The sequence below is a fragment of the Streptacidiphilus jiangxiensis genome (genome assembly GCF_900109465.1).
In the GTDB taxonomy this organism is placed as follows: Bacteria; Actinomycetota; Actinomycetes; order Streptomycetales; family Streptomycetaceae; genus Streptacidiphilus; species Streptacidiphilus jiangxiensis.
In genome coordinates this window covers 42,123-64,242 of sequence record NZ_FOAZ01000002.1, presented here as the reverse complement: position 1 = coordinate 64,242, position 22,120 = coordinate 42,123, and the positions used below count along the sequence as shown (strand labels likewise).

The following is a 22,120-nucleotide window of genomic DNA, read 5'->3' as shown; positions in this document are numbered from 1 at the left end:
TGTCCTTTCGCGTGAAGGGTGGCTGGGGTCCGGGGCTATTCGTTCCAGCAGCCGAGGACGTCGCTGGCGATCTCGTAGGCCAGGTCGCCTCGGGACAGCTGGTGCGGTCCGGACGCGGTCGGCATACCGGTGGCGTCGACGCGGAGGGTCTTGCCGTCCTTGAGGACGACGACCGTGCCATCGGCGGACTCGTAACCGGGATTGCCCAGAGCCTGGGCCGCCGTCAGCGCGGTGGTGCGGCCGAGGTGGGTGCGCAGCGTGTCGAAGTAGGCGGTCGCGCTCGCGGGGTCGGGTGATTCCTTCACCGAGAGCACCAGCCGGCCGGTCGGCAGCTGGTACGTGCAGGTGTAGAGGTGATCGGTCCAGCTGGTGGTCGTGGTGGGCACCTTCAGCGGGGCGAGGATGCTGGTGACGTCCTTGCGGATCTCGGGCGAGCACACCATCAGCGCGGACGCCGACGGTCCGGCCGTCTGCTCCGAGGCGGGCATCCGCATCCCTGGTGCCGCGGAGGCACTCAGGGATGCCGGTGCGCGGGCGGGGCCTGCGGAGAGGTGTCCCGTGCCGGCGCATCCTGCTGCCAGGGCGCCGACTGCCGCGGTGGTGGCGAGCAGGAAGCGGCGGCCGCCGCGTCGCTGGCCGTTCGCCGGCGCCGCGCTGACGGTCCGTTCTCGGGTGTTCATCGTCTCCTCCTCGTGTGTCGGCGCGGTCAGCCCCGGTGGATGCCGGTGAGCGTGGCGTAGGCGACGGTGTTGTCCAGGTAGTGCTGGGTGGCGTGGTCGAACCGCCCGCCGCAGGTGATCAGGCGGAGCTGGGGGTTGGTGGTGTTGCCGTAGACCGTCAGGGTGGGGAAGGCGTCCTTGGCGTAGACGTTCACGCCGTCGATCCGGAACACCGCCACGGTGCCGTCGCTGCGGGTGATGGACACGGTGTCACCCGGACGCAGCGCACCCAGGGAGTAGAAGACGCCCTCCGCTCCGGTGGTGCCGTCGATGTGGCCCACCACGACCGCCGGTCCCACCTGGCCGGGGACCGGCGAGTTGTGGTCCCAGCCGGGGGCGGAGACGTCGGAGAGGGGCGGTACCTGCAAGGTGCCGTCGGAGTTCTGACCCAGGCTCAGCAGCGCGTGCTGCACACCGATCGCCGGGATGCTGATCGCGGTCGGCGTCACCGCACGGGCGGCCGGTGCGGGCGGAACAGCGGACGGGGCGCCGCTGGTGCCCGGTGCGCCGGCGGGCGTGGCGGCCGGGTGCGGAATGGCCGGGTTGCTGCTCGGGAGTGCGGCCGAGGCGGGTGGCCTGGGCGCGTGCTGTTGTTCGGAGACCCCCAGGGCCAGTGTCCCTCCCGCTGCGAGCAGCAGGCCGGTGGCCGCCGACGCCAGCAGGCGCCGGCGGCCACGACCCGACTGTCGTGTCAGCCAGGACATGAGCGTCTACTTCTCGACGGTGATCCGTCGACGCAGGACCAGGGCACCGCCCGCGGCGGCTGCCAGGCCCGCACCGGCCGCGTACAGCCCGATGTCGTGGACGCCGGAGGTCCCGCCGCCACCGGTGTTCACTCCACCGCCGGGAACCATGGCCATCTGGGAGACGGCCAGCGGCCCGCACAGCGCGGGGGAGGTCGCTGCCAGCGGCAGCGAGGGCACCAGGTCGCTCTTCTCGGACTGGGCCTTGGCGCTCAGCGTGGTCGGGTCCAGTCCGTGGACCACGATGACGGCCTTGCCGGCCTTGATCGAGGCCACGGTCGCCGAGTCGAGGGTGATGGTCCGGGAGTACTGGTAGGTCCCGCCGGACGGCGCGGTCTTGACGTCGGTGCCGGCCGCCGGGCTGGTGTCGCCGCTCACGCTCAGCGTGGTGCCGATCGCCCCGTAGGCCGGGCCGCCCTCCGTGGTGCTGATGACGCCGTCGCCGTTGGTGTCCGCGGCGGTGGTCGGGCACGTGCCCATCCCGTTGATGTGGATGTGCTGCACGTGCGGGTACGGCGCGTTCATGAACGTCGTGGCCAGGCCGTTGACGTTCTCGGTGATGACGGCCTGCGAGCCGTTGAGCTGGAGCATCAGCATGCCCGAGCCGCTGGCGTGGTTGAGCGGGTTCAGCGTCGCCATGTAGGTGGTGCCGCCGCTCGACTGCGCGCTCGCGGCCGAGGTCGCGGCCGAGGCGCTGAACGCGGTCAGCGGCAGGGCGAGCAGCGCCATCGGGGCCGCCATCGCCAGGACCCTGGCCGTCGTCTTCTTCGTGTGCGTCATTGCGCTCTCCTGAACTGCAGGGTGGTGCTCGGAATTCGTAGACTCCTCGGGAAGCGCTGCACGAGGGCACCGCGTGTCGGTTCCGGCGGATCCGGAACAGCGGTGGTGGGTAGCGCGCGCCGCCTGCCGGAGTCAGGGACGTGAAGAAGAAGCCGAGCGCCGAGGTCCGGGGCGCATCCAATCGAGCCTCTGCAGGTGATTCGGAGCCGACCGCGCCGCGGATGGGTTGCGATCGCGGTCATGTCGGATGCCCCGAGGTGGTCGAACAACACCGCGGTCTACTTCTCCTCGTCGACAACTGGCCGTCGGGTCCACGCAGTCCGACGGGTCGGTTGAACCAGACCTACCGGAGCTGCGCGTTCTCGGCGCCCAGGCCGTGGTGGACCGGCGCCACGCACCCGCCAAGCGGTCGGGTGTACGGCCTGGTGACCGGGGTAGTCGCCGAGAGCGAGCAGCCTCGGGCAGGCCCGAGACGCAATGGACGGGAGTGAGCAGATGATCACACTGCAAGGCCGAAAGCTGGCCTTCCTGGTGGCCCTGGAGGGTGCAGAGCAGGTCGAGCTGACCCGTCCGTGGGCAGCGGTCCAGGAGGCGGGCGGCACACCTCGCCTGCTCTCCACCAGGGCCGGGCGGGTCCAGGCGTTCCGGCACCTCGACCGTGCGGACCAGTTCCCGGTCGACGCGGCGGTGGGGGAGGAGAACGTCGACGACTACGACGCACTGGTCCTGCCGGGCGGGGTGGCCAATCCCGACCTGCTGCGAACCGACCAGCACGCGGTGCGCTTCGTCCGGGCCTTCTTCGACACGGGCAAGCCCGTCGCCGCGATATGCCACGGCCCGTGGACGCTGATCGAAGCCGATGCCGTACGCGGCCGCACCGTGACCTCGTGGCCGAGCCTGCGCACCGACCTGACCAACGCCGGCGCGAACTGGGTCGATCGGGAGCTCGTCGTCTGCGAGAACGGCGGCAACGTGCTCATCACCAGCCGCAAACCCGACGACCTCGCCGCCTTCGACGAGGCACTGGTCACTTGGGTGGCCCACAGCTGACGTGCGCCAAGGAGGAACCCGCCGTGTCTGCAACGATCCCCGCCCCTGTTGATCCTGACCTGGTCCCGTTCCCGGGCCCGTCCGACCCACCGGTCCCGCTGCCGCCGGACCCGGACCGACCAGTGCCGCAGCCGGGACCCGATCCAGACCCGCTGCCCTACCCGGATCCGGAGCCCCCGCACTCCGCCGACCCGCGTCTGCGGTTGCGGTTGCGGCGAAGCTGTTGCCGTTAGCGGCCATGGCGGGTGCTTCGAGGACAGCGGATGCCGCCTGTTCGGACCTGCGCCCACCCTCGCGAGCGGGCGTCACGCCTCGTCGGCGACGCCGCCGGGTTTGTTCGGCGGCCCGCGGGTAGCCGCAGGGCAGGGGAGCGGCACGGCCGTCCGAAGCCGGGCCGGCCCCGCGCAGTAGTGAAAGGAGGTCGCGCCATGGTGCAGGTCGTAAACGGCATCGACGAGCTGAAGGCCGACCACCGAGAGGTGCAGGCCACATTCGACAGGATCAATACCCTGGCGCCAGGTGACCCCCAGCGGCGTGAGGTCGTGGACGAGTTCACGATCGAGCTGGTCCAGCACGCGATGGCCGAGGAGATGTACCTCTACCCTGCGGTGCGTGAGCACGTCCCGGAGGGCAACGCGATGGCCGACCGGGAGATCGAGGACCACGCGCGGGTCGAGGACCTGCTCAAGCATCTGGAGGGCATGGACGCCGACCACCCGGATTTCGACGCTCTCGTTTCCCGGGTCATCGCTGACGTCTCCACGCACATCTACGACGAGGAGACCCACCTCTTCCCGGCGCTGGCCGCCGCCTCCACCACCGCTGTCCTCAGTGAACTGGGCGAGAAGATCCGTTCCGCGAAGGCGACGTCCCCGACCCGCCCGCATCCCTCGGTGCCCGGCACCCCGCCCATGAACAAGCTGCTCGCCCCGGGCCTGGGCCTGGTCGACCGCGCCCGCGACCTGCTCTCCGGCCGGGGCCGCTCGTAGCCCCTGCTGCGGGCCCTCAGTCAGGTGGCGCCGTACCAGAGCGTCGTCGGATTGGTGAACTCGCGGAGCCCGAGCCCGTCGAGCTCACGGCCGTAGCCCGAGCGCCGGATCCCGCCGAAGGGGAAGGCGGGATGGGACACGGTCGTGCCGTTGAAGTACACCGCGCCCGCCTGCAGCTCGCGAGCGAGTACGCCCTGCTCGGTCGGGTCGCGGGTCCAGGCGTTGGAGCTGAGCCCGTAGGGCGTGTCGTTCGCCGCAGTCACGGCCTGCGCGAGGTCGGCGACCCGGTAGAGGGTGGCGACGGGGCCGAAGACCTCCTCGTGGTGCACGCGCATCGCGGGGTCGATCTCCGTCAGGACGGTGGGTTCGTAGTACCAGCCGTTCGGCTGTTCCGGCGGTCGGCGACCGCCGCACAGGACGTGGGCGCCCTTGTCGCGGGCGTCGTCGACCTGAGCCTCGACCTCGGTGCGGCCCTGTTCGGTGGCCAGCGGGCCGATGTCGGTCCTTTCGAGGAAGGGGTCTCCCACGTCGAGGCGACGCATTCCGGCCACGAAGGCGCTCTCGAACTCCTCGAAGACGTCGATGTGGACGATGAACCGTTTGGCCGCGATGCAGGATTGGCCGTTGTTCTGGACCCGGGCCCGCACCGCCGTCTCGACTGCTGCGGCGAGGTCGGCGGAGGGCAGCACCAGGAACGGGTCGCTGCCCCCGAGCTCCAGTACGCACTTCTTCAGCTGCTCGCCGGCCACGGCGGCGACCGCGCGCCCGGCGCTCTCGCTGCCGGTGAGGCTGACTGCCGCGACTCGATCGTCCCGGATCACTCCGGCCACCTGGTCGGCGCTGACGAGAAGGCTCTGAAAGCAGCCGTCGGGGTAGTCGGCGCGGGTGAAGAGGTCTTGGAGCAGCTGTGCGGTCTGCGGCACGTTGGAGGCGTGCTTGAGCAGGACGGTGTCGCCCGCCATGAGCGCGGGCGCGGCGCACCGGATCACCTGCCACAGCGGGAAGTTCCACGGCATGACGGCCAGAACGACCCCGAGGGGCCGGAAGCGCACGCGCACACCGTGGGCCCCACTGTCGGCGACGTCCTCGGCCTGCGGCATGTCGTCGGCGAGCAGGTCGGGTGACCGGTCGGCGAACCAGTGCATGGCCTTGACGCACTTGTCCACCTCGGCGCGGGCCTGCCCGACCGGCTTGCCCATCTCGGTCGTCATGGTGCGAGCAACCGCCTCGCGGTCGGCGGCGAGCAGGTCCGCGGCGCCGCGTAGTAGCCGCGAGCGGTGATCGAGAGGGATCGTCCGGTAGCTGTCGAACGCTTCTGCCGCCTTGGCCAGGCAGCTCTGGACCCGCTGGTCGTCGTAGGGAGGGAAGGTGGCCAGGGTCTCTCCGGACCGCGGGTCGATTGTCGCGATCGCCACGCCGTTCGCTCCTTTCCCAGCTGTGATGCGCGCCGGTGGGTGGGGATCACTCCTCCGCGAGCAGTGCTTCGCGCAGGTCGGTGAGTGTCCGGGAGAGGATTCGCGAGACGTGCATCTGGGAGATGCCGAGGCGGGCGCCGATCTCGGACTGGGTGAGCTCGCCGGTGAAGCGCAGCGCCAGCACGGTGCGTTCCCGCTCCGGGAGCGCGGCGATCAGGGGCTTGAGGCTTTCGACGTTCTCGATGCCTTCGATGCCGCGGTCGGTGTAGCCCAGGCGCCGTGTTTGCAGCCCCTCGCCCTCGTCGGCTTCGGGCGATTCGAGGGTACCGGCCGTGTAGGCGTTGCTGACGGCCTGCCCCTCGGCGATGTCCGCCTCGCTGACGTGCAGGTACTCCGCGAGCTCGGCGTCGTCCGGGTCGCGTTCCAGCTGTTGGGAGAGCTCGTCGCGGGCCTTGGCCAGGCGCAGTCGCAGTTCCTGGAGGCGGCGGGGGACGCGCACGGACCAGCTGGTGTCGCGGAAGAAGCGTTTGAGTTCGCCGGTGATCGTGGGCAGGGCGAATGTGGAGAACTCGACGTTGCGTGCGGGGTCGAAGCGGTTGATGGCCTTGATCAGGCCCACGATGCCGACCTGGAGCAGGTCCTCGGTGGGTTCGGCGCGGTGCCGGAACTGGGCGACGGCGTAGCGCACGAGCGCGAGGTTGAGCTCGATCAGGGTGTTCCGCACGTAGGAGTAGTCGGCAGTGCCCTCCTCCAGCTCGGTGAGGCGCTGGAAGAGCAGCTGCGACAGGGCCCGGGCGTCCTCGGTGTCCACGGCGTGGGGCGAGGGAAGACGGGCCATGGCCGGCTGTGTGCCGACGAGCGTCGTCGGGGACATGGGGAAGGGCTCCTCAGCTGGTGTGGTGTCCGCGTCACCGATGGGCGGCGTGGACCCGTCCCTCTTCGGGGCGTCCTGATCTGGCCCATACCCGATCCCCGGCCGGGCATGCGACCGGATCCCCCTTCCCCGGTCAGCCACGAGCGCGAAGGCTCCGGTCGGCTGGGGCCGAGGCGACCGGGTGCCCGGCCGCGACCGGAAGGCGTAGCGTGCGCCATCGCAGTTCGGCTGCCAGCGTGGCGTTGGGCGATCGTTCAAGGTCGCCCGAGGCGCGAGCGCGGGCGTTTGGTCGTGTCGGCTCGAACCCGATCCGAGTAGCTCGAACGAGTTGTCGAGCTTCACAAAGCGTGAAACGGCCGTCGTACGATAGCGGGTATGGATCAGGCGCCCGAACGCCACCCGACGTGGACGTTCCTTACCAACCACGCCCGCGTGCTGGTCCAGATTTCCAAGGACCCTGGCATGCGGGTCCGCGACATCGCGGCACGCTGTCTGTTGACCGAGCGGGCGGTGCAGCGGATCATCACGGACCTGGAGCAGGGCGGCTACCTGACGCACACGCGAGTCGGGCGCACCAACCTCTACCGGGTCACAGCCGCCCGCCCCCTGCGGCACCCTGCCGACGCCGGCCCGTCTGTGGCCGACCTGCTCGCCCTGCTGAGTGACCACGCTCCCGGCAGCGACGCCCCCACCGACACGTCCGACGGCGCTGCGGACTCTGCATCCGGCGCTCACCGCCCCGCTTGAGGCACACGGCCTGAAGCGCGGGCACCAAGATCGGTGTGAACCGGAAGAGCGTCCATCGGGCACCAAGATCGGTGTGAACCGGAAGAGCGTCCATCCAGGGTGAGCTCCAGACCGCCGGGCAAGACGGTTCGCCCCTGGTGCGTACCTTCGGGCCTCCGCGCCACCCTGCGCCTTCGCGTTCGCTTCGATCGGCAGCACCCGGGTAGGCGCCCTCCCCGGCCCCGTGTGATCCGGATCTGAACCAAGGAGGACTGAAACCTCATGTCCGCTGCGGATCCAACCCACCCCGACCCGGTCCCGCCGACTCCGACACCCCCACCGCCGGGCGGCCCGCGACCGGGCCCGGATCCCGGTCCCCGCCCGGAGCCGCTGGGTCCGGACCCATTGCCGCCCCCGCCCCCGGAGCCACTCGGCCCCGACCCGGTGCCGCCCCCACCACCTGGCCGCCCCGGCCGTGGGCCCGAGCCCGCGTCCGGTGGACCTGAGGCTCAAGGGCCGGATGGCCGTTTTGCCGCGGCGTAGGCCCTCCCGGAGGACACCATGAACCCCGTCAGCGACGTACTGGACCGACTCCGCCAGCGCCTCCAGCGCGAGGCCAGCGCCTACGCCCCCGATGACGAGCGCCCGCTTGCCGCTTACGTCGGCGCCATGGGCGTCTACGCCGCCGGCGTGATCAGCATCGGCGCGGTCGCCCGATGGACACGCCGCCCGCTGCCCGAGCCGACGCCCTGGGATGTGACTCTCACCGCGCTCGCCACCCACCAGCTCGGCCGCCTCCTCGCCAAGGATCCGGTCACCAGCCCGCTACGGGCGCCGTTCACACGTTTCGAGGGCACCAGTGGGCCTGCGGAACTGGCCGAGGAGGTCCGCGGGCAGGGGGCCAGAAAGGCGGTGGGGGAACTGGTCACCTGCCCCTTCTGTACCGGGCTCTGGGTCACCACCGGCTTCACGGCGGGCTCGGTCTTCGTACCCCGTGCTACTCGGCTGGCGGCCGCCACATTCGCCTCCCTCGCCCTTGCGGACCTCCTCCAGTTCGGGCGCGTCCGGGCTCAGCACGCCGCAGAGGAGGGAACATGACGAGCGCCACCGACCCGGTGGTGGAGGCACTGACCGTCCAGGTTCTCGACTTCCCCACCGACGCGCCCGAGGCGGACGGGACCGCGACCTGGAGCTCGACCACCATGGTGCTGGTCCAGGCCCGCTCGGGCACGGCCTCCGGCCTCGGCTGGACCTACGGTGCCGCGGGTGCTGCCTCGGTCGTCCACGACCTGCTGGCCGACAGTGTCGTGGGCCGCAGCGCCTGGGACGTGCCCGGTGCCAACGAGGCCATGACGCGGGCCCTGCGCAACGCCGGTCGCCCCGGAATCGGCGGCTTCGCCCTCTCCGCGGTCGACATCGCGCTGTGGGACCTCAAAGCGCGGTTGCTGCAACTGCCCCTTGCTGACCTGCTGGGTCGGGCCCAACGGAGCGTGCCCGTCTACGGCAGCGGCGGATTCACCACATACGACGACGCCCGCCTGGAAGGGCAACTGCGTGCCTGGACCGAGGGGCGCCGCATACCGCGCGTCAAGATCAAGATCGCTGAGGATTGGGGCGGCCTCGAGCACCGAGATCTGGCGCGCATCGAACTCGCCCGCACGACCATTGGCCCCGATGCCGAGCTCTATGTCGACGCCAATGGCGGATACAGCGTCACTCAGGCCATCCGGCTCGGGCGCCGGCTCGCGGGTGAGTACGACGTCCGCTGGTTCGAGGAGCCCTGCTCCTCAGACGACCTTCCCGGCCTCGCCCGGATTTGTGCCGCCGTGGACACCGAGGTCGCGGCAGGGGAGTACGGCTTCACCCTGCCGTACTTCCAAGCCATGGCGGCCGCCGTCGACTGCCTGCAGGCTGACGCCACCCGGTGCGGCGGACTCACCGTCTGGCTGCGCGCGGCCGCCGTGGCCGAGGCCCACGGCTTGCAGTTGTCCGGGCACTGCGCCCCGCACATCCACGCCCACGCCGCTTGCGCCATCCCCAACCTTCGCCACCTGGAGTGGTTCCACGACCACGTGCGGATCGAGAACGCCCTCTTCGACGGCTGCCTGGACCCGACCGGCGGTCTGCTCCGCCCCGGGCACGACGGGGCGCCAGGCCTCGGCCTGACACCCCGTCGCGATGTACTCGAACAGCGGCGTCGGACCGGAACCTGACGAGGGGGAGGAGCCACTGACATGCCCGATTCCGGCCAAGGCCGTCACGAAACCGTGGAGGAGGCAGCGGACCGCCGCTGGACCGACCTTGTCCAAGAGGTTCGCATCGCCCAGACGGGCGCCCAAATCATGTTCGGATTCCTGCTCTCCGTCGCCTTCACGGACCGCTTCGCCCGACTTCATGGGTTCGATCGAAGCCTCTACGTCGTGATCGTGATTCTGGGTGCGGTGGCAACCGGAACCCTGATCGCACCCGTGACCTACCACCGAATCCTGGCGGGGCACCACGTCAAACCCCGCATGGTCACGGCCGTCAGCCATCTCGTCGGGCTGGGCGCGGCCCTGCTCGCGTTGGCCGTCGGCTGCGCGCTGCTCCTGCTGCTGCGAGTCGCGGGGTTGGGGTGGGCGGCCTGGCTGGTGGCGAGCCTGGTACTGGTCTGGTTCGCCCTGTGCTGGGTCGCGCTGCCGATCTTCCTGAAGCAGCGACATGAGCGCGGTCAGGGAACGTGAAGCAGGTGCCTTCGCGTGGTCACCTGGATCGGTCACGTTGACAGGGGCGGAGCCGGTGCGAGGCGTCGGCCAGAAGGCTCGCGTCGGTCGGACCCCGCGGGGGAGAGGCAGGACGGGGCACGGACGGGGCACGGTTGATGGTCGAGTCGGACAGGTTCGCGCAGGTCCCCTGCGGCCGGGGCCGGAGGGCGTGCCGCTGCCCGGCCAGGTTGCGGCCTGGTTCGTGGGCCAGGTGGGCGCCTGTGTCGATGGTGGCGACCACGTGGCCTTCCTGCTGTATCCCCTCGACGGTGCCGCGGGCGTCCCGGGCCGGTGCTCATGCACCTGCTCGTCCGCGATCTCGACGCCAGGCACCCGGCGTGAGCTTCAGCGACGGACGAGGCACCCGACCATGGCTCACGTCGGCAGAGTCAGGTCGTCGAACGCGTGCTGCCAGCACTCGGGGCACCTGCCGTCGGGCCGGATGCCTTCGGCGGCGGCGATGGGGCGCACCGGCATAGAAGCATTCAGACGGTGTGCGCACAGCGTGAACACTGCCCCGGGGCGGGCGATGTGCCAGCAGGTGTGGTTGTGTCCGTCCGGGTAGGTCTCTTCTGCACGCAGCTGGTAGCGGGACATCGTGCTCTCCGCAGCAGTCGATGGCGGCGCCCCGGGTACGGGGGGTGGCCCGGGACGCCTGGCCGCCACGTCTTGAGGGACAGCAGCGGCACTAGGCGTATGACCGCTCGCCCTATGGGTAAACCCATGCGGGCAGCTCTTCCGTCCCTTCGGGGGCAGCAGCGGCAGCGGTGAAAGAGGCATGTGCTCGCTGTCGCGTAACGTCCGGCGTGCAGGGCAGACGCCCTGCATGCCCAGCAACGCACACATGGAACATGAGATCACCTTCGACGGGATTCCGGCCGGAGACCTGACCGACGTCAAAACGGCCGGCGTGGCGCGGACGCAAGCAGCCGAGACCGAGGTCCTGGACGCGGTCTACTACGACACCCCCGGACACGACCTGCTGCGGCACGGTGCGACGCTGCGCCGCAGGGCCGGAGGTCACGACCCGGGCTGGCATCTGAAGATCGCCGACGAGCACGGCGGCCGCCGCGAGATCGCCTGTCCGCTCGACGGCGGAGCAGCCGAGGGGGAGGTACCGCGGCAGCTGCGGACGCTCGCCTGCGCCTACGCGCGCGGCGGCCGGCTGAGGCCCGTGGCTCATCTGCTGACCCATCGCCGACGTGTGCTCTGGCTGGACGCCAAGGGACGGCCGCTCGCGGAACTGGCCGCCGACCATGTGGCGGCCCGCGTCCTGGACCTGTCCGCGCAGCCCGGTGCATTCGGGCCCCTGCCCGAGCTGACCACCTGGGACGAGACCGAGGTGGAGTTGACGGGCGGCGACACGGACCTCCTGGACGCGGCAGCCCGGCAGCTGACCGGGCAGGGCCTCGACCCCGCCGAGCGGGGCATCAAACTTGCCAGGGCACTGCGCGCGGCCGGTCTGGACACACAGCGAGTGCCGCGCGTCTCCGTCGCGCACGCCGGTGCCGCGACGGAGGCCGCCGTCGCGGCAATGAGGCGGCATGCGGACCGTCTCACCGGCCTCGACCCGGCCGTCCGCCTTGACGAGCACGACGCAGTCCACCAGATGCGCGTCACCGCCCGCAGGCTGCGCAGCCTGCTGCGGGCCTGCAGTCGCCTTTTCGACCCGCGCGCGACGGACGAGTTGGGGGTGGACCTGCGCTGGCTGGGTCACCAGCTCGGCACCTACCGCGAGCCGGAGGCACTGCGCGAGAGACTCACCGCCCAGGCCCGCGACGTGCCCGCCGACTGCGACCCGCACCGGGCCGAGTGGAAGCTGCGCAAGGTGCTCGGCCGTCGGCGCCGCCGAGCGCACCGCCAACTCGTGGCCGCGCTGTCGTCGGCCCGCTACTTCACGCTGCTGGACCGCCTGGAGGAGTTCCTCGCTGATCCACCCGTCCGAGGGGAGAAGCAGGCGGGCCGCGGCCGGGCGAAGCGCATCCTCCGTCACGAGGTGCGTCGGACCAGGAGGCGACTTCGCAGGGCGCTGGAACTTCCCGGGGGAGCGCGGCGGGACGAAGCGTTGCACCGTGCCCGGAAGGCGGCCAAACGGACCCGCTACCTGTCGGAGGCACTGGAGCCCGTGCTCGGCTCGGCGGCGCGCAAGAGCGAAGCCAGGCACAGGGAGATCCACAAACGGCTCGGGAGGCACCAGGACGCCCGCAGCGCGGAACAGGCCCTGACCGTCCTGGCCCACACCGACGGCACCCGCTCCGACGAGGCCTTCGCGTTCGGCGTCCTGCGTGCACACCAACACGACGAGACGCCGGCGGACATCGACGCCGCCCGCCGCGCCGCAGGCCTGTGACCCGGCCGCGCTCATCGCGCCGTTCCGCCGGGACCCCGATGGTGATCGACGAGGTCCTCACGATCGGCGTCGAGGAGGAGTTCGTGCTCGTGGACCGGAACACGGGCCTGACTGTGCCGTGCGCGGCACAGGTGGTCGCGGAGGCGGGGACAGGGCTGGGGGAGCGGGTCGGCGAGGAGTTCTACGCCGCCCAGTTGGAGATCCGCAGCGCGCCCGCGCTCCGTGCGACTGCTGTGCGTGCAGACCTGGCCGAGGCGCGGAGCACCTGTGCAGACGCCGCGTCGCGCCTGGGCGCCGCGCTGGTCGGCTCCGGCTGCTCGGTGATGACGACTGAGCGGCCCCGCCTGACGGACACCCACCGCTATCGGGACATTGCCCATCGGCTCGGTTCCTTCGTCCAGGCCACCGAGAGCGAGCTGTCCGGCTGCCACGTGCATCTGGGCACCCTCGACCGCGGCGAGGCACTCGCCCTCAGCGCCGGGTTGCGGCCCTGGCTTCCCGTCCTGCAGGCGCTGTGTGCCAACTCGCCGTTCGCCGCCGGGCGCGAGCACGGCTGGGCCAGCTGGCGGGCTGCGCGCTACGCCCAGTGGCCCACCGTCGGCCCGGCGCCCGTCCTGGACACCCTCGGCTACGAGGCTTTGGCGGGGCGGATGGTGGCGGCGGGCGAGATCCGGGACCGGGCGATGATCTACTGGTACGCCCGGCCCTCCGAACGCTGGCCGACCCTCGAGGTCCGATTGTGTGACGTCAACGCCGACCTGGACCTCGACCTCCTGCTCGCGGTCCTGCTCCGGGGGCTCGGCACCGTCCTGCTCGCTGAGGCCCGCGCGGGCGTACCCCTGCGGGAGCACGTGGGCGACACGGCGCTGCTCGAGGCCCATGAGCAGGCCGGCCGGTTCGGTCTGCGTGGCCGCGTCCCCGACCCGGTCACCGGCGATAGGCGTCCACTCGCTTTGTGCCTTGCCACCCTGGTGGAACGCGCCGGGCCCGGTCTGCGAGCTGCGGGGGACGATGCTCTCGCGGCGGAGCTGGTGGACCGGGTCCGCCGCCACGGCAACGGCGCGGACCGGCAACGCGCCTCCTTCGATCACCACGGGGACCTGTTCGGCGTCGTTACCGATCTTGCAAACGCAACCACGGCGTGCTGAGTGCCGGCGACCCGGTGCGTGGTTCTGCCAGAACGGTCCTGCGAGTCCGGTGTCGTGTCGACACCACGGGGCCGAGGCCGGAATCGGCACTCCGACCGTTCGTTCAGGGTGGAATCCTCAGGAGGCGGCGCCCGGGCTCCGGGCCACACGCCACACCAGCATCCCCACAGCCCAGGCAGCGGCAAGCGTCACGACCGTCGACGCCCGCCACGAGCGGTCGCCGCCCGCAGCACGCCTGGCCCGGGCGATCAACGAACCTGAGGCGCCGCTCACTTGGTGGGAGGTTCGGCCGCTCGCGAGCTCCGCCGCCTCGCGTGCCTGCTCGGTTGCCTCCTTGCTCCACATGGTGGCCTCTTTGGCGTTGTCCCGCACGGCGTTCTTGACCCTGGCGGCCTCCGAGCGGACGACGTCGGCGGCGTGCTTGGCGGTTCTCAGCCGATCCCGGCCAGCGTTCTCGCTGCTCATGGCTCTACCCCTTTCGTGCCGCAGGCCTGGTCTTGTCGAGACGTCAGTAATCCTGGTGGTAGCGCCGCTCTTCGACGATTTCGGTGTCCGACAGGCGGCCGAGAAGACGACGGCGTCGGTAGACGGCGCAGTAAGCCAGGAGCCCGATCAGGCCGGCGATCATCAGGATTACGCCGACGACCGGTACGTCGACGCCCTTGAGGCGCCAGTCGACGCCGAAAGTGAGCACAGCTCCGCCGGCGAAGACGAGGATGCAACCTCCAATACCCACAAGCTCACCCATCCTTTCGGTGTGGTGGTCGCCCAAGCGCTGTTCCCAACGCGCCTGCCCCATTGCGGTGCGCGGAAACGGTGCGTAGGTTGCGAAGGCCTTCCTGGCGTCAAGCCCGGGTTGGCCCTGCGTCAGGGGGACGGCAGCCCGGCACGACGAGCTGTGAATGCTCCAGCGCGCTGAGGCGGTGTCAGGGCGCTGGCGCCTCGCCGGGTCCTGCGGCGCCGCCCCCGGGCGTGTTCTGGCATGTTCGTGCGCAGCGGCGCGTTCCCCACGTCGCCTGCCCGCCCCACGAGGCTCTGCCCCTGCTTCGCGCGGCAGAGCCAATCTGAGCACGGCCTCGGGAGTATCGGGACGACCGAATCAGCCGTACAGTCTGCCGTGGAATACCTGCTCCCTGGTCGGTGTGAGCGTGCGAAGCCGTGTTCGTGGGCGCATGCTCGGCCTGGCCGATCGACAGCGCCGCTTCGTCGGCAGTGTTCCAGCAGCCCCAGCCCCCGGCCGCGTCCCCCAGGAGACGGCTGAGGAGATCTGAATGGGCGCCCGACACATCACAGCCCGATCGACGACAGACCGCCGAAATCCGCTCCGGGGCGGGACCTCCCAGGTGATCGCCCACCTAGTGCAGGCAGTCCGGTGCGGTGACGCACGGACGACCCAGGAACTGCTGTGCCGATTCAGCGCGCTGGCCGAGTTCGAGGACCTGATGGAGCTGCGGGCAGCGCTCGAGGCGGATCTGTGCAGTGGACCAGACAGGTCCGAGTTCCGGGCGTGAGCAATTCCGGTGCAGGAACAGGTGCCCTCGGTCGTGCAATTCCCCACGACCTGCATGATCAGAATCAGAATGTTTCGCTCCCCCGCGGTCGCGCTCCCCCGTGGGGACGGCGGTCGCCGAGTGGGGATGGTGGCGCCATCGAGGCTGGCTTGCTGACCGCGCCGAACGGGGCGCTGGGGCCGCAGGCCGAACGGGAGGCCCACCTCCTGGCCCGGGCGCCGCAATCCGTCAGCTACTCCTCAGCCAGCGAGATCGCCGATCGTGCCGGCGTCAAGGTCTCCACCGTAGCCCCCACCTCAAGCAGCTCGGTTTCGATCGCTGGCCGCAGCTGCGCGAGGCAGCCCGTGCCCCCTTCCTCGCATCCGTCACCGCTGGACCCTTCCTATCCAGTGCTGCGGTCGCCGACCCCGCAGCCCAGACCCGGCGGCGGGACGCCCGAAACATCACCGCGCTGAACACGCCCGAGAACCTTGCCGCCATCCGCGCATCGCCGAGGCCATCAAGGCGGCGCGGCGAACCCTGATCACTAGCTCCGGCAACAGAGCCGGACCCGCCCACATCCTGAGCTACCTCCGCACTATCGGCGGCCGCGACATCCAGCTCGCCATCGAAGGTCTCCACGCAGGCCCGACCCCTACCGCCGCCGACGCTGCCGTCCAAGGCGTCTCCTGAGCGAGCTCGCCGACGACGCCGTAAGTCCTGCGACGCCCCGGCCGTGTGTGCGGCCGCCGTGATGGCCGTGTCAGCGAGCCCGGCGTGCACACGTGTGCGTCCGAGGTGAACCGTTCGGCCAGTCGGGGCGTAGCTCTCGGTGCGGGCCCGCACCCTCAGGCCACCTCGTGTGGCGGCTCATCCGGAAGGGAACAATCGCCATGAAGCTCGCCGCCTCGGCGGTCGTGATCCTGGCCGCCGTCGGGCTCACCGCGACCGCCTGCAGCAGCTCGACTCACTCCAACGGGGGATCGTCCAGCCCGGCGTCCTCGGCGCCGCCCGCCTCGTCGGCTCCCGCCTCGCCGGGCGGCTCCGGAGGCTCGGCGGCCGCGAGCGTCGCCGTGCAGCAGACCCCGCTCGGCAAGATCCTGGTAGACGGGCAGGGGCGCACCCTCTACCTGTTCGAGCAGGACACCTCCACGACCTCCACCTGCAACGGCCCCTGCGCCTCGGCCTGGCCCCCGGCCACGGTGACCGGCACACCGCATGCGAGTAGCGGCGTCACCGCCGGCCTGCTCGGCACGACGATGCGCACCGACCACAGCACGCAGCTGACCTACCACGGGCACCCGCTCTACCGGTTCTCCGGCGACCAGAAGCCCGGGGACACGAAGGGCGAAGGCTCCAAGGCGTTCGGCGCCGGCTGGTACGTCGTGGCGCCCAACGGGAACAAGATCGACAACAGCTGACCCGGAGCACCGCACGCCGGTGCGACCCACCCGCGAAGGAGGCACGACGTGGCGGACCACGACCCGGCCCCGCGGTCCGAGCCGCCATCATCCGGCTCACGCGCCGCAGGCGGCCGGGCCGTCACCCGACTGGCGACGGCCGGCGTACTGGCTCTGGTCGTCTTTGGCGCGCTGTTCGCCTTCGGCCGCAATCACACGCCCGACTACAACCGAAGCCTGTTCGGCAACGCCGGCGTGGACGCGGTCGCGCTCAAGGCGCAGCTGGCCACGGGCATTCTCGGCCTGGCGCTGCTGCAGCTGGCCCTGGCCCTGTGGATGTACAGGCGGTTGCCAGCCGTCCGCGGGGTTCCGCGGGCCGTGCCCCTGCTCCATCGCCTGCTCGGCCTGCTGCTTTTCGCCGCCACGATCCCGGTCGCCGTGCACTGCGTACTGGCCTACGGCGTCCAGTTGTCCAGCCCGAGGGTGGCCGTTCACGCCGTCGCGGGCTGCCTGTTCTACGGGGCCTTCGCCGCCAAAGTCCTGCTGGTCCACAGCCGCAGGCTGCCCGGCTGGGCGTTGCCCGTCGTCGGCGGGCTCCTGCTGGTGTGCGTCGGCGCGCTCTGGTACAGCGCCGCCCTGTGGTACCTCAACGACTACCACCTGCCCGGCTCATGACCCCATGACCGTGCGTCCTCCTTCTCCGTCAGCAGGCGCATTCCTCGCCGCGCCAGGATGCGCGGCCCTCGCGGACGGCGAGGCAGGCGACGAGGAGCCCGATGGCGGGGTCGAGCCACCACAGGCCGAGGAGGGTGTTGGCGAGCAGGCCGATCAGGACGGCGGCTGCGAGACAGGCGCAGAGCAGATTCTGCGAACCTTCGCCCGCGGTGGCTGCGGAGCCCAGGGAGGCGCCGAGGCGGCGCTTGGCGCGGCCGAGCAACGGCATGACGATCAGTGAAACCACGGACAGGGCTATGCCGGGCCAGCTGGTGGAGGGCTTCTCGCGCGCCACGAGGGTGGAGACGGCGTCGTAGGCGATGTAGGGGGCGAGCAGGAAGAACGTGATTGCGACGGCCTTCTGGGCGCGGGTCTCGGCTGTCTCGGACAGGGTCCGTGCGCCGCTGAAGCGCCACACCACGACGACCGACGCCAAGCCCTCGATGACGGAGTCCAGGCCGAAGCCGAGCAGCGCGACGGAGGATGCCAATACGGCTGCGGTGATGGCGACGGCGCCTTCGGCCGCCATGTAGCCCAGGCTGAGCCAGGACAGTTGCTTCGCCCTGCGCGCGGCCGCGTGCCAGGCGGCGTCCTTGACGACCGATGGGCGGCAGCAGGCGTCCGTGCAGCCCGGCTCGCAGCGGCAGTCGCCGCTGGCCTCCGCCCCGGCGGTCTCCTCTGTCGTGGGGTCGGAGGTGGTCACGAGATTCCTCCGTCCGGGGTGCCGTAGGTGGGGCAGAGCGCGACGGCCTGACCGGTGGCCTCCAGTACTGCCTCGGCTGCTGCCAGCACCTCGGCCAGCGAGGGCTGGGTGAGCGTGAACAGCGACGCTCGGCCGACCGGGCGGGAGTCCACGAGGCCGCAATCGCGTAGGCAGGCCAGGTGCTTGGAGACGGTGGACTGGGCCAGGCCGAGCTCGTCGACCAGGTCGACCACCCGGGCTTCGCCGACCGCGAGCCTGCGGATGATCGCCAGCCGGGCCGGATCGCCGAGGGAGCGGAACAGGGAAGCCGCGGGTTGAAGGCTGCTCCTGTCGGATGCGGCCCGGGGAACTGTCATCGCCATATGGCGATGTTAGCGCGGATATCGATAGGGGTTGTCGGGTGTTTGTGCTGCTGCTGGTCGCCTTGTCCCTCGGCTTGTCGAGCTTCGCCGCCGCCATCGGAATCGGCGTGTCCGGGGTCGATGCCCGCACGCGGCTCCGCGTCGGTCTGGTCTTCGGCTTGTTCGAGGCCGGCATGCCCCTCCTCGGCCTTCTTCTCGGTCACAGCCTCGCCCGCACACTCGGCGGCGCAGCGCACTGGATCGGCGGCGGGCTGCTGATCGCCCCGGCGCCTACAGCCTCGTCGGCGCTTTCCGCAGCAGCGGGGGCGAGGACGCGGCAGCAAGCCCGGCAGCGATGCGACCGGGCAGCTCCTGGTCACCGGGATCGCGCTGAGCATCGACAACCTCGCCGTCGGCTTCGCACTCGGCGCCTACCACCTCAGCCTTGCCCTCGCCGCCGTGGTGATCGGCCTCGTCAGCGTCGCCCTGTCCCTGCTCGGCCTGGAACTCGGCAACCGCCTCGGCACGAAGACCGGGGAACGCGGAGAGCTCCTCGGCGGCCTGGTCCTCGTAGCTGTCGACACCTGTGTGCTCGCCGACGTGCTGTAAACCCAGGTCGCCGTCACGCGGCAGGAGACCAGTCGCATCGAGGGCGTAGTGTGCCGCGGAACGCGGTGACGGCTGTGCAATGAATCGGCACGACGTTCTGATTGTGCCGAGGCTAGCGGGTTCGCTCGATTCGAAGAAGGTCGACCGCTTCGGGCCAGTCGAAGCGGTCCCGTCCTCCGCCGGCCTTTGGCGGGTGGGGTTCGTAGCTGCCGAACCGGACGTTCATCAGTTCGAGGTCTCGGCGGCTCCGCTCATACGCCGGGTGGGCGGCTTGCGCCTTGTTGATGTACGGGAGCACGGCCGTCGGGATACCGAGCCCGAATGCCTCGGTGAGGATGCCGAGGGCGAGGGTATCGGCGTGCCCTGCTGCCCACTTGGTGATCGTGTTGAGCGTGGCCGGTGCGACAGCGATCGCGTCGGCCGGCGGCAGCGGACGTGCTTGTCCGGGTGTTCGCCAAGCAGAGCGGATGGGATATCCGGTCAGCTCCTCCAGCGCCGGCTGATCGATGAGTGGCAGGGCGTTGGGGGTGGCGATGAGGCCGGTCTCCCAGCCTTCGCGGTGTGCGTAGCGGATCAGCTGGTCTACGTCGTCGGCGACGCCGGCAGCGCAGACCACGATGTAGAGGAACGGTTTCCCGGTCGTCACACCAAAACTCCCAGTTCGTCGCACATACGCCTAAGTCCTGGCACCTTACCCGAGCGGTCGCGCGTGGTGAGGTCGGCGATGAGCTCGAGAACTGCGGGGCGTCCCACATCCTCTGGGGCGGCCTGCTGGGCGATGCGCAGCGCTCGGTGTGCCTCGTCGAGCCGACCCAGTTGGGAATTGGCGCGGGCGATGTCCAGCCAGAGCGCGGCGCGGCGCTCCGGCGACTGGATGCGGCGCCTCATCAGTGGCGTCGCAGCGTCCAAGGCGGCCCCCGCATCGCCGAGCGCCACATGGGTGCTGACCGTGTGCAGCGCGAGGTTGGTGCTACTGAAGTTGGCCCAGGAGTCGGGACGGTCGACTTGAACGTAGCGGGCGATCTCCGTGGCCTCCGTCAGGAATTCCTTGACTGATCCGCGGTCGTGCGCACGACTCGCGGCAGTTGCACCGCGCAGCAGCAACAGGCCAAGTGCAGCGAGGAGGGTCTGCGAGCGGTGGTCGTAACTGCCGGACAGCTGTCCTGCACTGTGCCGGATGGAGGTGACTGCGGCTGGAGCGTGCCCGCCTCGAATGAGCGCGTGGCCCTGGATGCGGACGCTGGCGGCGAGGGCAGCCGGGTCACCGCTCTGCTCAGACTCCGCAACGGCTCGGCCGACGGCGAGCCAGGCGTTGCCCAAGTCGCCGCGCTTCAACAGCGTGCTGGCGGCGACCTGGTAGGCAGTGGCAAGGAGTCGGGAGACCCTCGGATCGTCCTGCTCCGCACGGGCGGACCGCAGGTCGGTGATCAAGACAGGCAAGCTGGCGTTCAACTCACGGTAGCGACAGCTGCCGAACAGACCCCGGGCGTCGAGCGTGCGTTGCTCCAGCTCGTCGATCACCGGCATGTGCGAAGGTGCGGTTGGCCGGCCAGGCATCAGCGCAAGGACGAGGTCACCAGCGTTGCTGCGAGTTCTGCGCCCGAAGGTCGGCCCCGCGACCGCGCTGGCGCTTGCGGCGAGGAAGCTCCGTCTGTGCATGTTCTCGGTCTCGATATCCGTGTTGCCGATGTTGGAGAGCCCGAGGGCCCGCAGAGGGATGTCCAGCTGATCGGCAACCATCCGCAGTACCTGGATGTCCTGGGTGCCTAAGCGTTCCAGGCGAGAGATCTTGGTCTGGTGGTAGCCGAGGCGGGCGGCGAACTCAGTCTGAGTCAGGCCCTTCAGGCGTCGAGCCTGCCGGATCACGGCGCCGACGTGCTTGGGGTCTTGACCCCGCTGACCATCCGTCTGTGTCACCGCGCCTCCTGCGCTGCATGATCCTGCCCGGTCCAACGAGCGTAAGCGGCCGATGTCGGCCCTGTATGCACGATCTGCCTAAACGAAGCAGAATCCGCTTCCCCTCACCCGAACCGCCTCTCCAACGAGTTCTCTGGGTAGTGCGGCGCGGCGATCCCGCCGGGCCTCGTTCCGAACTCATCGCAAGCTGCCCGCTCCTGGCGTTCGCCGGAAGCAACCGGGACCGGATTGTGTCAGGAGCCAACGATGACGACCGACCAGCAACAAGCGCCTCCGGTTCGCAGTCAGCCGGAGATCACGCACCTCACTCTGGCGGCCGGCGACGAGAGCAAGTTCGCGCTCGGCTACGACTGGACGACCCGCGACTGGACGGTGCCCGTCAACGCGCACCTGAGTGACGGTCGGGCGGTACCCGCCGCGCTGAAGCTCACCCCGCGGCAAGCACGAGCCCTCGCGTACGGGTTGCGAAATCCTCCTCTGCCGGCTGACTGACCAGCCACCCAAGCTCCCTTGGCCCCGATCTCGGGGACTCACTCCGCACACCAGAGGCGGGGCCGAGGGCCCTGCGGGTCTGCCGCCTGAAAACCGGCAGTCCCGGCCTCCCCGCGTCGCTGTCCGGCCCTGCGTTCCCCGCCGGGGCCGGGCAGCGACCCGCTCACCAACTGTCGATCGGAGACCAGGAGCCATGACCGCCACCGACCTGCCTCGACGAACGGAAGAGACCCGCACCCGCGTCATCCCGCGCCGGTCGGTTCGACACCCCGACGGGTCACCGGTCGGACTCACCGGCCTGGCCATGGCTGGCCTGAGCCCCGAAGCCGCAGTTGCGCTGGTCGCTCGCCTGCGAGCCGAGCGCGACACCGGCGACTGAGCTTCCTTCCTCTGCTCGCGAGGCAGAGGTAGGAACCGTCAGCGGACAGTGGGCAGGGGCGCGATGGTTCTGTGCCCGGGTTGGGGAACCGCCCATTGACCGTTGGCCTCAGGGACGGACCCGAGCATCGTTCTCCTTCCCGTCTTTGGGAGGTGAGCGGGTCCGTCCCCACCACGCCCCCTCGGCGACGGCCCACGACCTGGGAGCCGCCGTCGCCGAGGGCCGCGCCGCAGCAATCCTCCGATTCCACAAGGAGTGGATCTCGTATGAGCACACCGACGATCACGCCGCCGAGCACGAAGCCTGACGAGCTCGCCAGCCCCGCTGCGAACCCGTTCGAGCTGGACATCCACTTCATCGAGGGCACGCCGGAGTCCGAGACGGTCCTGATGTGCGGCACGGGCGACAACTGCGGCAGTTCCTGCCCGAGCGCCTGCGCCACCTCCTAGTACCTGCTGCGGAGCGGGTGCGGGCCGGGCAACAGTGTCCGGCCCGCACCCGCCGCAGGTCCCTTTGCCCCCCAGCCAACGACCGGAG

The 22,120-nt window shown here is 70.6% G+C and carries 26 protein-coding genes and 1 pseudogene; 15 read left to right on the top strand and 12 right to left on the bottom strand.

Going from position 1 to position 22,120, the window contains the following annotated elements; genetic code table 11:
- Window positions 1-35: 35 nt before the first annotated feature.
- The 3 genes from BMY61_RS03625 to BMY61_RS03615 are packed head-to-tail and all read right to left on the bottom strand — an operon-like array spanning window position 36 to window position 2,242.
- A complete protein-coding gene (locus tag BMY61_RS03625) occupies window positions 36-680 on the bottom strand; it encodes a hypothetical protein (protein WP_042448336.1) in 645 nt (214 codons plus the stop codon).
- A 26-nt stretch (window positions 681-706) separates the two neighbouring features.
- The gene (locus BMY61_RS03620; protein WP_042448332.1) at window positions 707-1,423 is read right to left on the bottom strand and encodes a class F sortase; all 717 of its coding nucleotides are present in this window, start codon (window positions 1,421-1,423) and stop codon (window positions 707-709) included.
- Window positions 1,424-1,429: 6 nt separating this feature from the next.
- Window positions 1,430-2,242: a hypothetical protein gene (locus BMY61_RS03615; protein WP_052438735.1), complete on the bottom strand. Its 813-nt coding sequence runs from the start codon at window positions 2,240-2,242 to the stop codon at window positions 1,430-1,432.
- A gap of 495 nt (window positions 2,243-2,737) precedes the next feature.
- On the opposite strand from BMY61_RS03615, the gene BMY61_RS03610 reads away from it, so the two are divergent.
- Both BMY61_RS03610 and BMY61_RS03605 read left to right on the top strand, forming a co-directional pair.
- Window positions 2,738-3,292 (top strand): type 1 glutamine amidotransferase domain-containing protein, encoded by a 555-nt coding sequence (locus BMY61_RS03610; RefSeq protein WP_042448722.1) that lies wholly within the window; start codon window positions 2,738-2,740, stop codon window positions 3,290-3,292.
- 428 nt (window positions 3,293-3,720) lie between these two features.
- Window positions 3,721-4,281 (top strand): hemerythrin domain-containing protein, encoded by a 561-nt coding sequence (locus BMY61_RS03605; protein ID WP_042448329.1) that lies wholly within the window; start codon window positions 3,721-3,723, stop codon window positions 4,279-4,281.
- A 20-nt stretch (window positions 4,282-4,301) separates the two neighbouring features.
- On the opposite strand, the gene BMY61_RS03600 is transcribed toward BMY61_RS03605, so the two are convergent.
- Together BMY61_RS03600 and BMY61_RS03595 are read right to left on the bottom strand one after the other, a co-directional pair.
- Window positions 4,302-5,696 (bottom strand): aldehyde dehydrogenase family protein, encoded by a 1,395-nt coding sequence (locus BMY61_RS03600; RefSeq protein ID WP_042448326.1) that lies wholly within the window; start codon window positions 5,694-5,696, stop codon window positions 4,302-4,304.
- A gap of 46 nt (window positions 5,697-5,742) precedes the next feature.
- Window positions 5,743-6,534, bottom strand: coding sequence for a SigB/SigF/SigG family RNA polymerase sigma factor (locus BMY61_RS03595; protein ID WP_042448719.1), 792 nt, complete (start codon window positions 6,532-6,534; stop codon window positions 5,743-5,745).
- Window positions 6,535-6,945: 411 nt separating this feature from the next.
- Between BMY61_RS03595 and BMY61_RS03590 the strand changes: the two genes are divergently transcribed.
- The 4 genes from BMY61_RS03590 (at window position 6,946) to BMY61_RS03570 (ending at window position 10,019) form a co-directional block, all read left to right on the top strand.
- On the top strand, window positions 6,946-7,317 hold the full coding sequence (locus tag BMY61_RS03590; protein WP_042448323.1) for a helix-turn-helix transcriptional regulator: 372 nt from the start codon (window positions 6,946-6,948) through the stop codon (window positions 7,315-7,317).
- A gap of 540 nt (window positions 7,318-7,857) precedes the next feature.
- Complete coding sequence (locus BMY61_RS03580) at window positions 7,858-8,394, top strand: DUF1360 domain-containing protein (protein WP_042448321.1); 537 nt, start codon at window positions 7,858-7,860, stop codon at window positions 8,392-8,394.
- Window positions 8,391-9,509, top strand: coding sequence for an enolase C-terminal domain-like protein (locus tag BMY61_RS03575; RefSeq protein ID WP_042448317.1), 1,119 nt, complete (start codon window positions 8,391-8,393; stop codon window positions 9,507-9,509). The genes BMY61_RS03580 and BMY61_RS03575 overlap by 4 nt, the downstream gene beginning before the upstream one ends.
- Window positions 9,510-9,530: 21 nt before the next feature.
- The gene (locus BMY61_RS03570) at window positions 9,531-10,019 is read left to right on the top strand and encodes a DUF6328 family protein (RefSeq protein WP_042448313.1); all 489 of its coding nucleotides are present in this window, start codon (window positions 9,531-9,533) and stop codon (window positions 10,017-10,019) included.
- 396 nt (window positions 10,020-10,415) lie between these two features.
- On the opposite strand, the gene BMY61_RS03565 is transcribed toward BMY61_RS03570, so the two are convergent.
- Window positions 10,416-10,637 (bottom strand): hypothetical protein, encoded by a 222-nt coding sequence (locus BMY61_RS03565; RefSeq protein ID WP_042448309.1) that lies wholly within the window; start codon window positions 10,635-10,637, stop codon window positions 10,416-10,418.
- A 247-nt stretch (window positions 10,638-10,884) separates the two neighbouring features.
- Here BMY61_RS03565 and BMY61_RS03560 point away from each other — a divergent pair, with 247 nt between their 5' ends.
- Together BMY61_RS03560 and BMY61_RS03555 are read left to right on the top strand one after the other, a co-directional pair.
- Window positions 10,885-12,390: a CYTH and CHAD domain-containing protein gene (locus BMY61_RS03560; RefSeq protein WP_042448716.1), complete on the top strand. Its 1,506-nt coding sequence runs from the start codon at window positions 10,885-10,887 to the stop codon at window positions 12,388-12,390.
- Between the two features lie 38 nt (window positions 12,391-12,428).
- Window positions 12,429-13,538 (top strand): carboxylate-amine ligase, encoded by a 1,110-nt coding sequence (locus BMY61_RS03555; RefSeq protein ID WP_042448305.1) that lies wholly within the window; start codon window positions 12,429-12,431, stop codon window positions 13,536-13,538.
- A 117-nt stretch (window positions 13,539-13,655) separates the two neighbouring features.
- On the opposite strand, the gene BMY61_RS03550 is transcribed toward BMY61_RS03555, so the two are convergent.
- Both BMY61_RS03550 and BMY61_RS03545 read right to left on the bottom strand, forming a co-directional pair.
- Window positions 13,656-14,003 carry a hypothetical protein gene (locus BMY61_RS03550; RefSeq protein WP_042448301.1) on the bottom strand — a complete coding sequence of 116 codons (348 nt, stop codon included), beginning with the start codon at window positions 14,001-14,003 and terminating at the stop codon, window positions 13,656-13,658.
- A gap of 43 nt (window positions 14,004-14,046) precedes the next feature.
- A complete protein-coding gene (locus BMY61_RS03545) occupies window positions 14,047-14,286 on the bottom strand; it encodes a hypothetical protein (protein ID WP_236656033.1) in 240 nt (79 codons plus the stop codon).
- 1,635 nt (window positions 14,287-15,921) lie between these two features.
- Between BMY61_RS03545 and BMY61_RS03535 the strand changes: the two genes are divergently transcribed.
- Complete coding sequence (locus tag BMY61_RS03535) at window positions 15,922-16,449, top strand: COG4315 family predicted lipoprotein (protein WP_042448296.1); 528 nt, start codon at window positions 15,922-15,924, stop codon at window positions 16,447-16,449.
- 48 nt (window positions 16,450-16,497) lie between these two features.
- A complete protein-coding gene (locus tag BMY61_RS03530) occupies window positions 16,498-17,103 on the top strand; it encodes a DUF6529 family protein (protein WP_236656032.1) in 606 nt (201 codons plus the stop codon).
- Window positions 17,104-17,131: 28 nt separating this feature from the next.
- Here the strand turns inward: BMY61_RS03530 and BMY61_RS03525 are convergent, their stop codons facing one another.
- Both BMY61_RS03525 and BMY61_RS03520 read right to left on the bottom strand, forming a co-directional pair.
- Entirely contained in the window at window positions 17,132-17,845 is a 714-nt protein-coding gene (locus BMY61_RS03525; RefSeq protein ID WP_075003739.1) for a cation efflux transmembrane domain-containing protein, read from the bottom strand.
- A complete protein-coding gene (locus BMY61_RS03520; RefSeq protein ID WP_236656031.1) occupies window positions 17,842-18,207 on the bottom strand; it encodes an ArsR/SmtB family transcription factor in 366 nt (121 codons plus the stop codon). Before BMY61_RS03520 ends, BMY61_RS03525 begins: the two co-directional genes overlap by 4 nt.
- On the opposite strand from BMY61_RS03520, the pseudogene BMY61_RS48720 reads away from it, so the two are divergent.
- Both BMY61_RS48720 and BMY61_RS48285 read left to right on the top strand, forming a co-directional pair.
- A pseudogene (locus BMY61_RS48720) lies at window positions 18,180-18,407 on the top strand (hypothetical protein); the annotation flags it as partial. The gene BMY61_RS03520 and the pseudogene BMY61_RS48720 overlap by 28 nt on opposite strands.
- Window positions 18,408-18,558: 151 nt before the next feature.
- Window positions 18,559-18,795, top strand: a complete 237-nt coding sequence (locus BMY61_RS48285; protein WP_082015051.1) for a manganese efflux pump MntP — start codon at window positions 18,559-18,561, stop codon at window positions 18,793-18,795.
- Window positions 18,796-18,907: 112 nt separating this feature from the next.
- On the opposite strand, the gene BMY61_RS03510 is transcribed toward BMY61_RS48285, so the two are convergent.
- Together BMY61_RS03510 and BMY61_RS03505 are read right to left on the bottom strand one after the other, a co-directional pair.
- Window positions 18,908-19,441 (bottom strand): flavoprotein, encoded by a 534-nt coding sequence (locus BMY61_RS03510; RefSeq protein ID WP_042448294.1) that lies wholly within the window; start codon window positions 19,439-19,441, stop codon window positions 18,908-18,910.
- Window positions 19,438-20,712: a helix-turn-helix domain-containing protein gene (locus BMY61_RS03505; RefSeq protein WP_082015050.1), complete on the bottom strand. Its 1,275-nt coding sequence runs from the start codon at window positions 20,710-20,712 to the stop codon at window positions 19,438-19,440. Before BMY61_RS03505 ends, BMY61_RS03510 begins: the two co-directional genes overlap by 4 nt.
- A gap of 246 nt (window positions 20,713-20,958) precedes the next feature.
- On the opposite strand from BMY61_RS03505, the gene BMY61_RS03500 reads away from it, so the two are divergent.
- From BMY61_RS03500 to BMY61_RS03495, 3 genes are all read left to right on the top strand, one after another.
- Window positions 20,959-21,204, top strand: coding sequence for a hypothetical protein (locus BMY61_RS03500; RefSeq protein ID WP_042448292.1), 246 nt, complete (start codon window positions 20,959-20,961; stop codon window positions 21,202-21,204).
- A 193-nt stretch (window positions 21,205-21,397) separates the two neighbouring features.
- Window positions 21,398-21,583 (top strand): hypothetical protein, encoded by a 186-nt coding sequence (locus BMY61_RS44720; protein ID WP_143094148.1) that lies wholly within the window; start codon window positions 21,398-21,400, stop codon window positions 21,581-21,583.
- A gap of 266 nt (window positions 21,584-21,849) precedes the next feature.
- Complete coding sequence (locus BMY61_RS03495; RefSeq protein ID WP_042448290.1) at window positions 21,850-22,032, top strand: FxLD family lanthipeptide; 183 nt, start codon at window positions 21,850-21,852, stop codon at window positions 22,030-22,032.
- Window positions 22,033-22,120 lie beyond the last annotated feature (88 nt).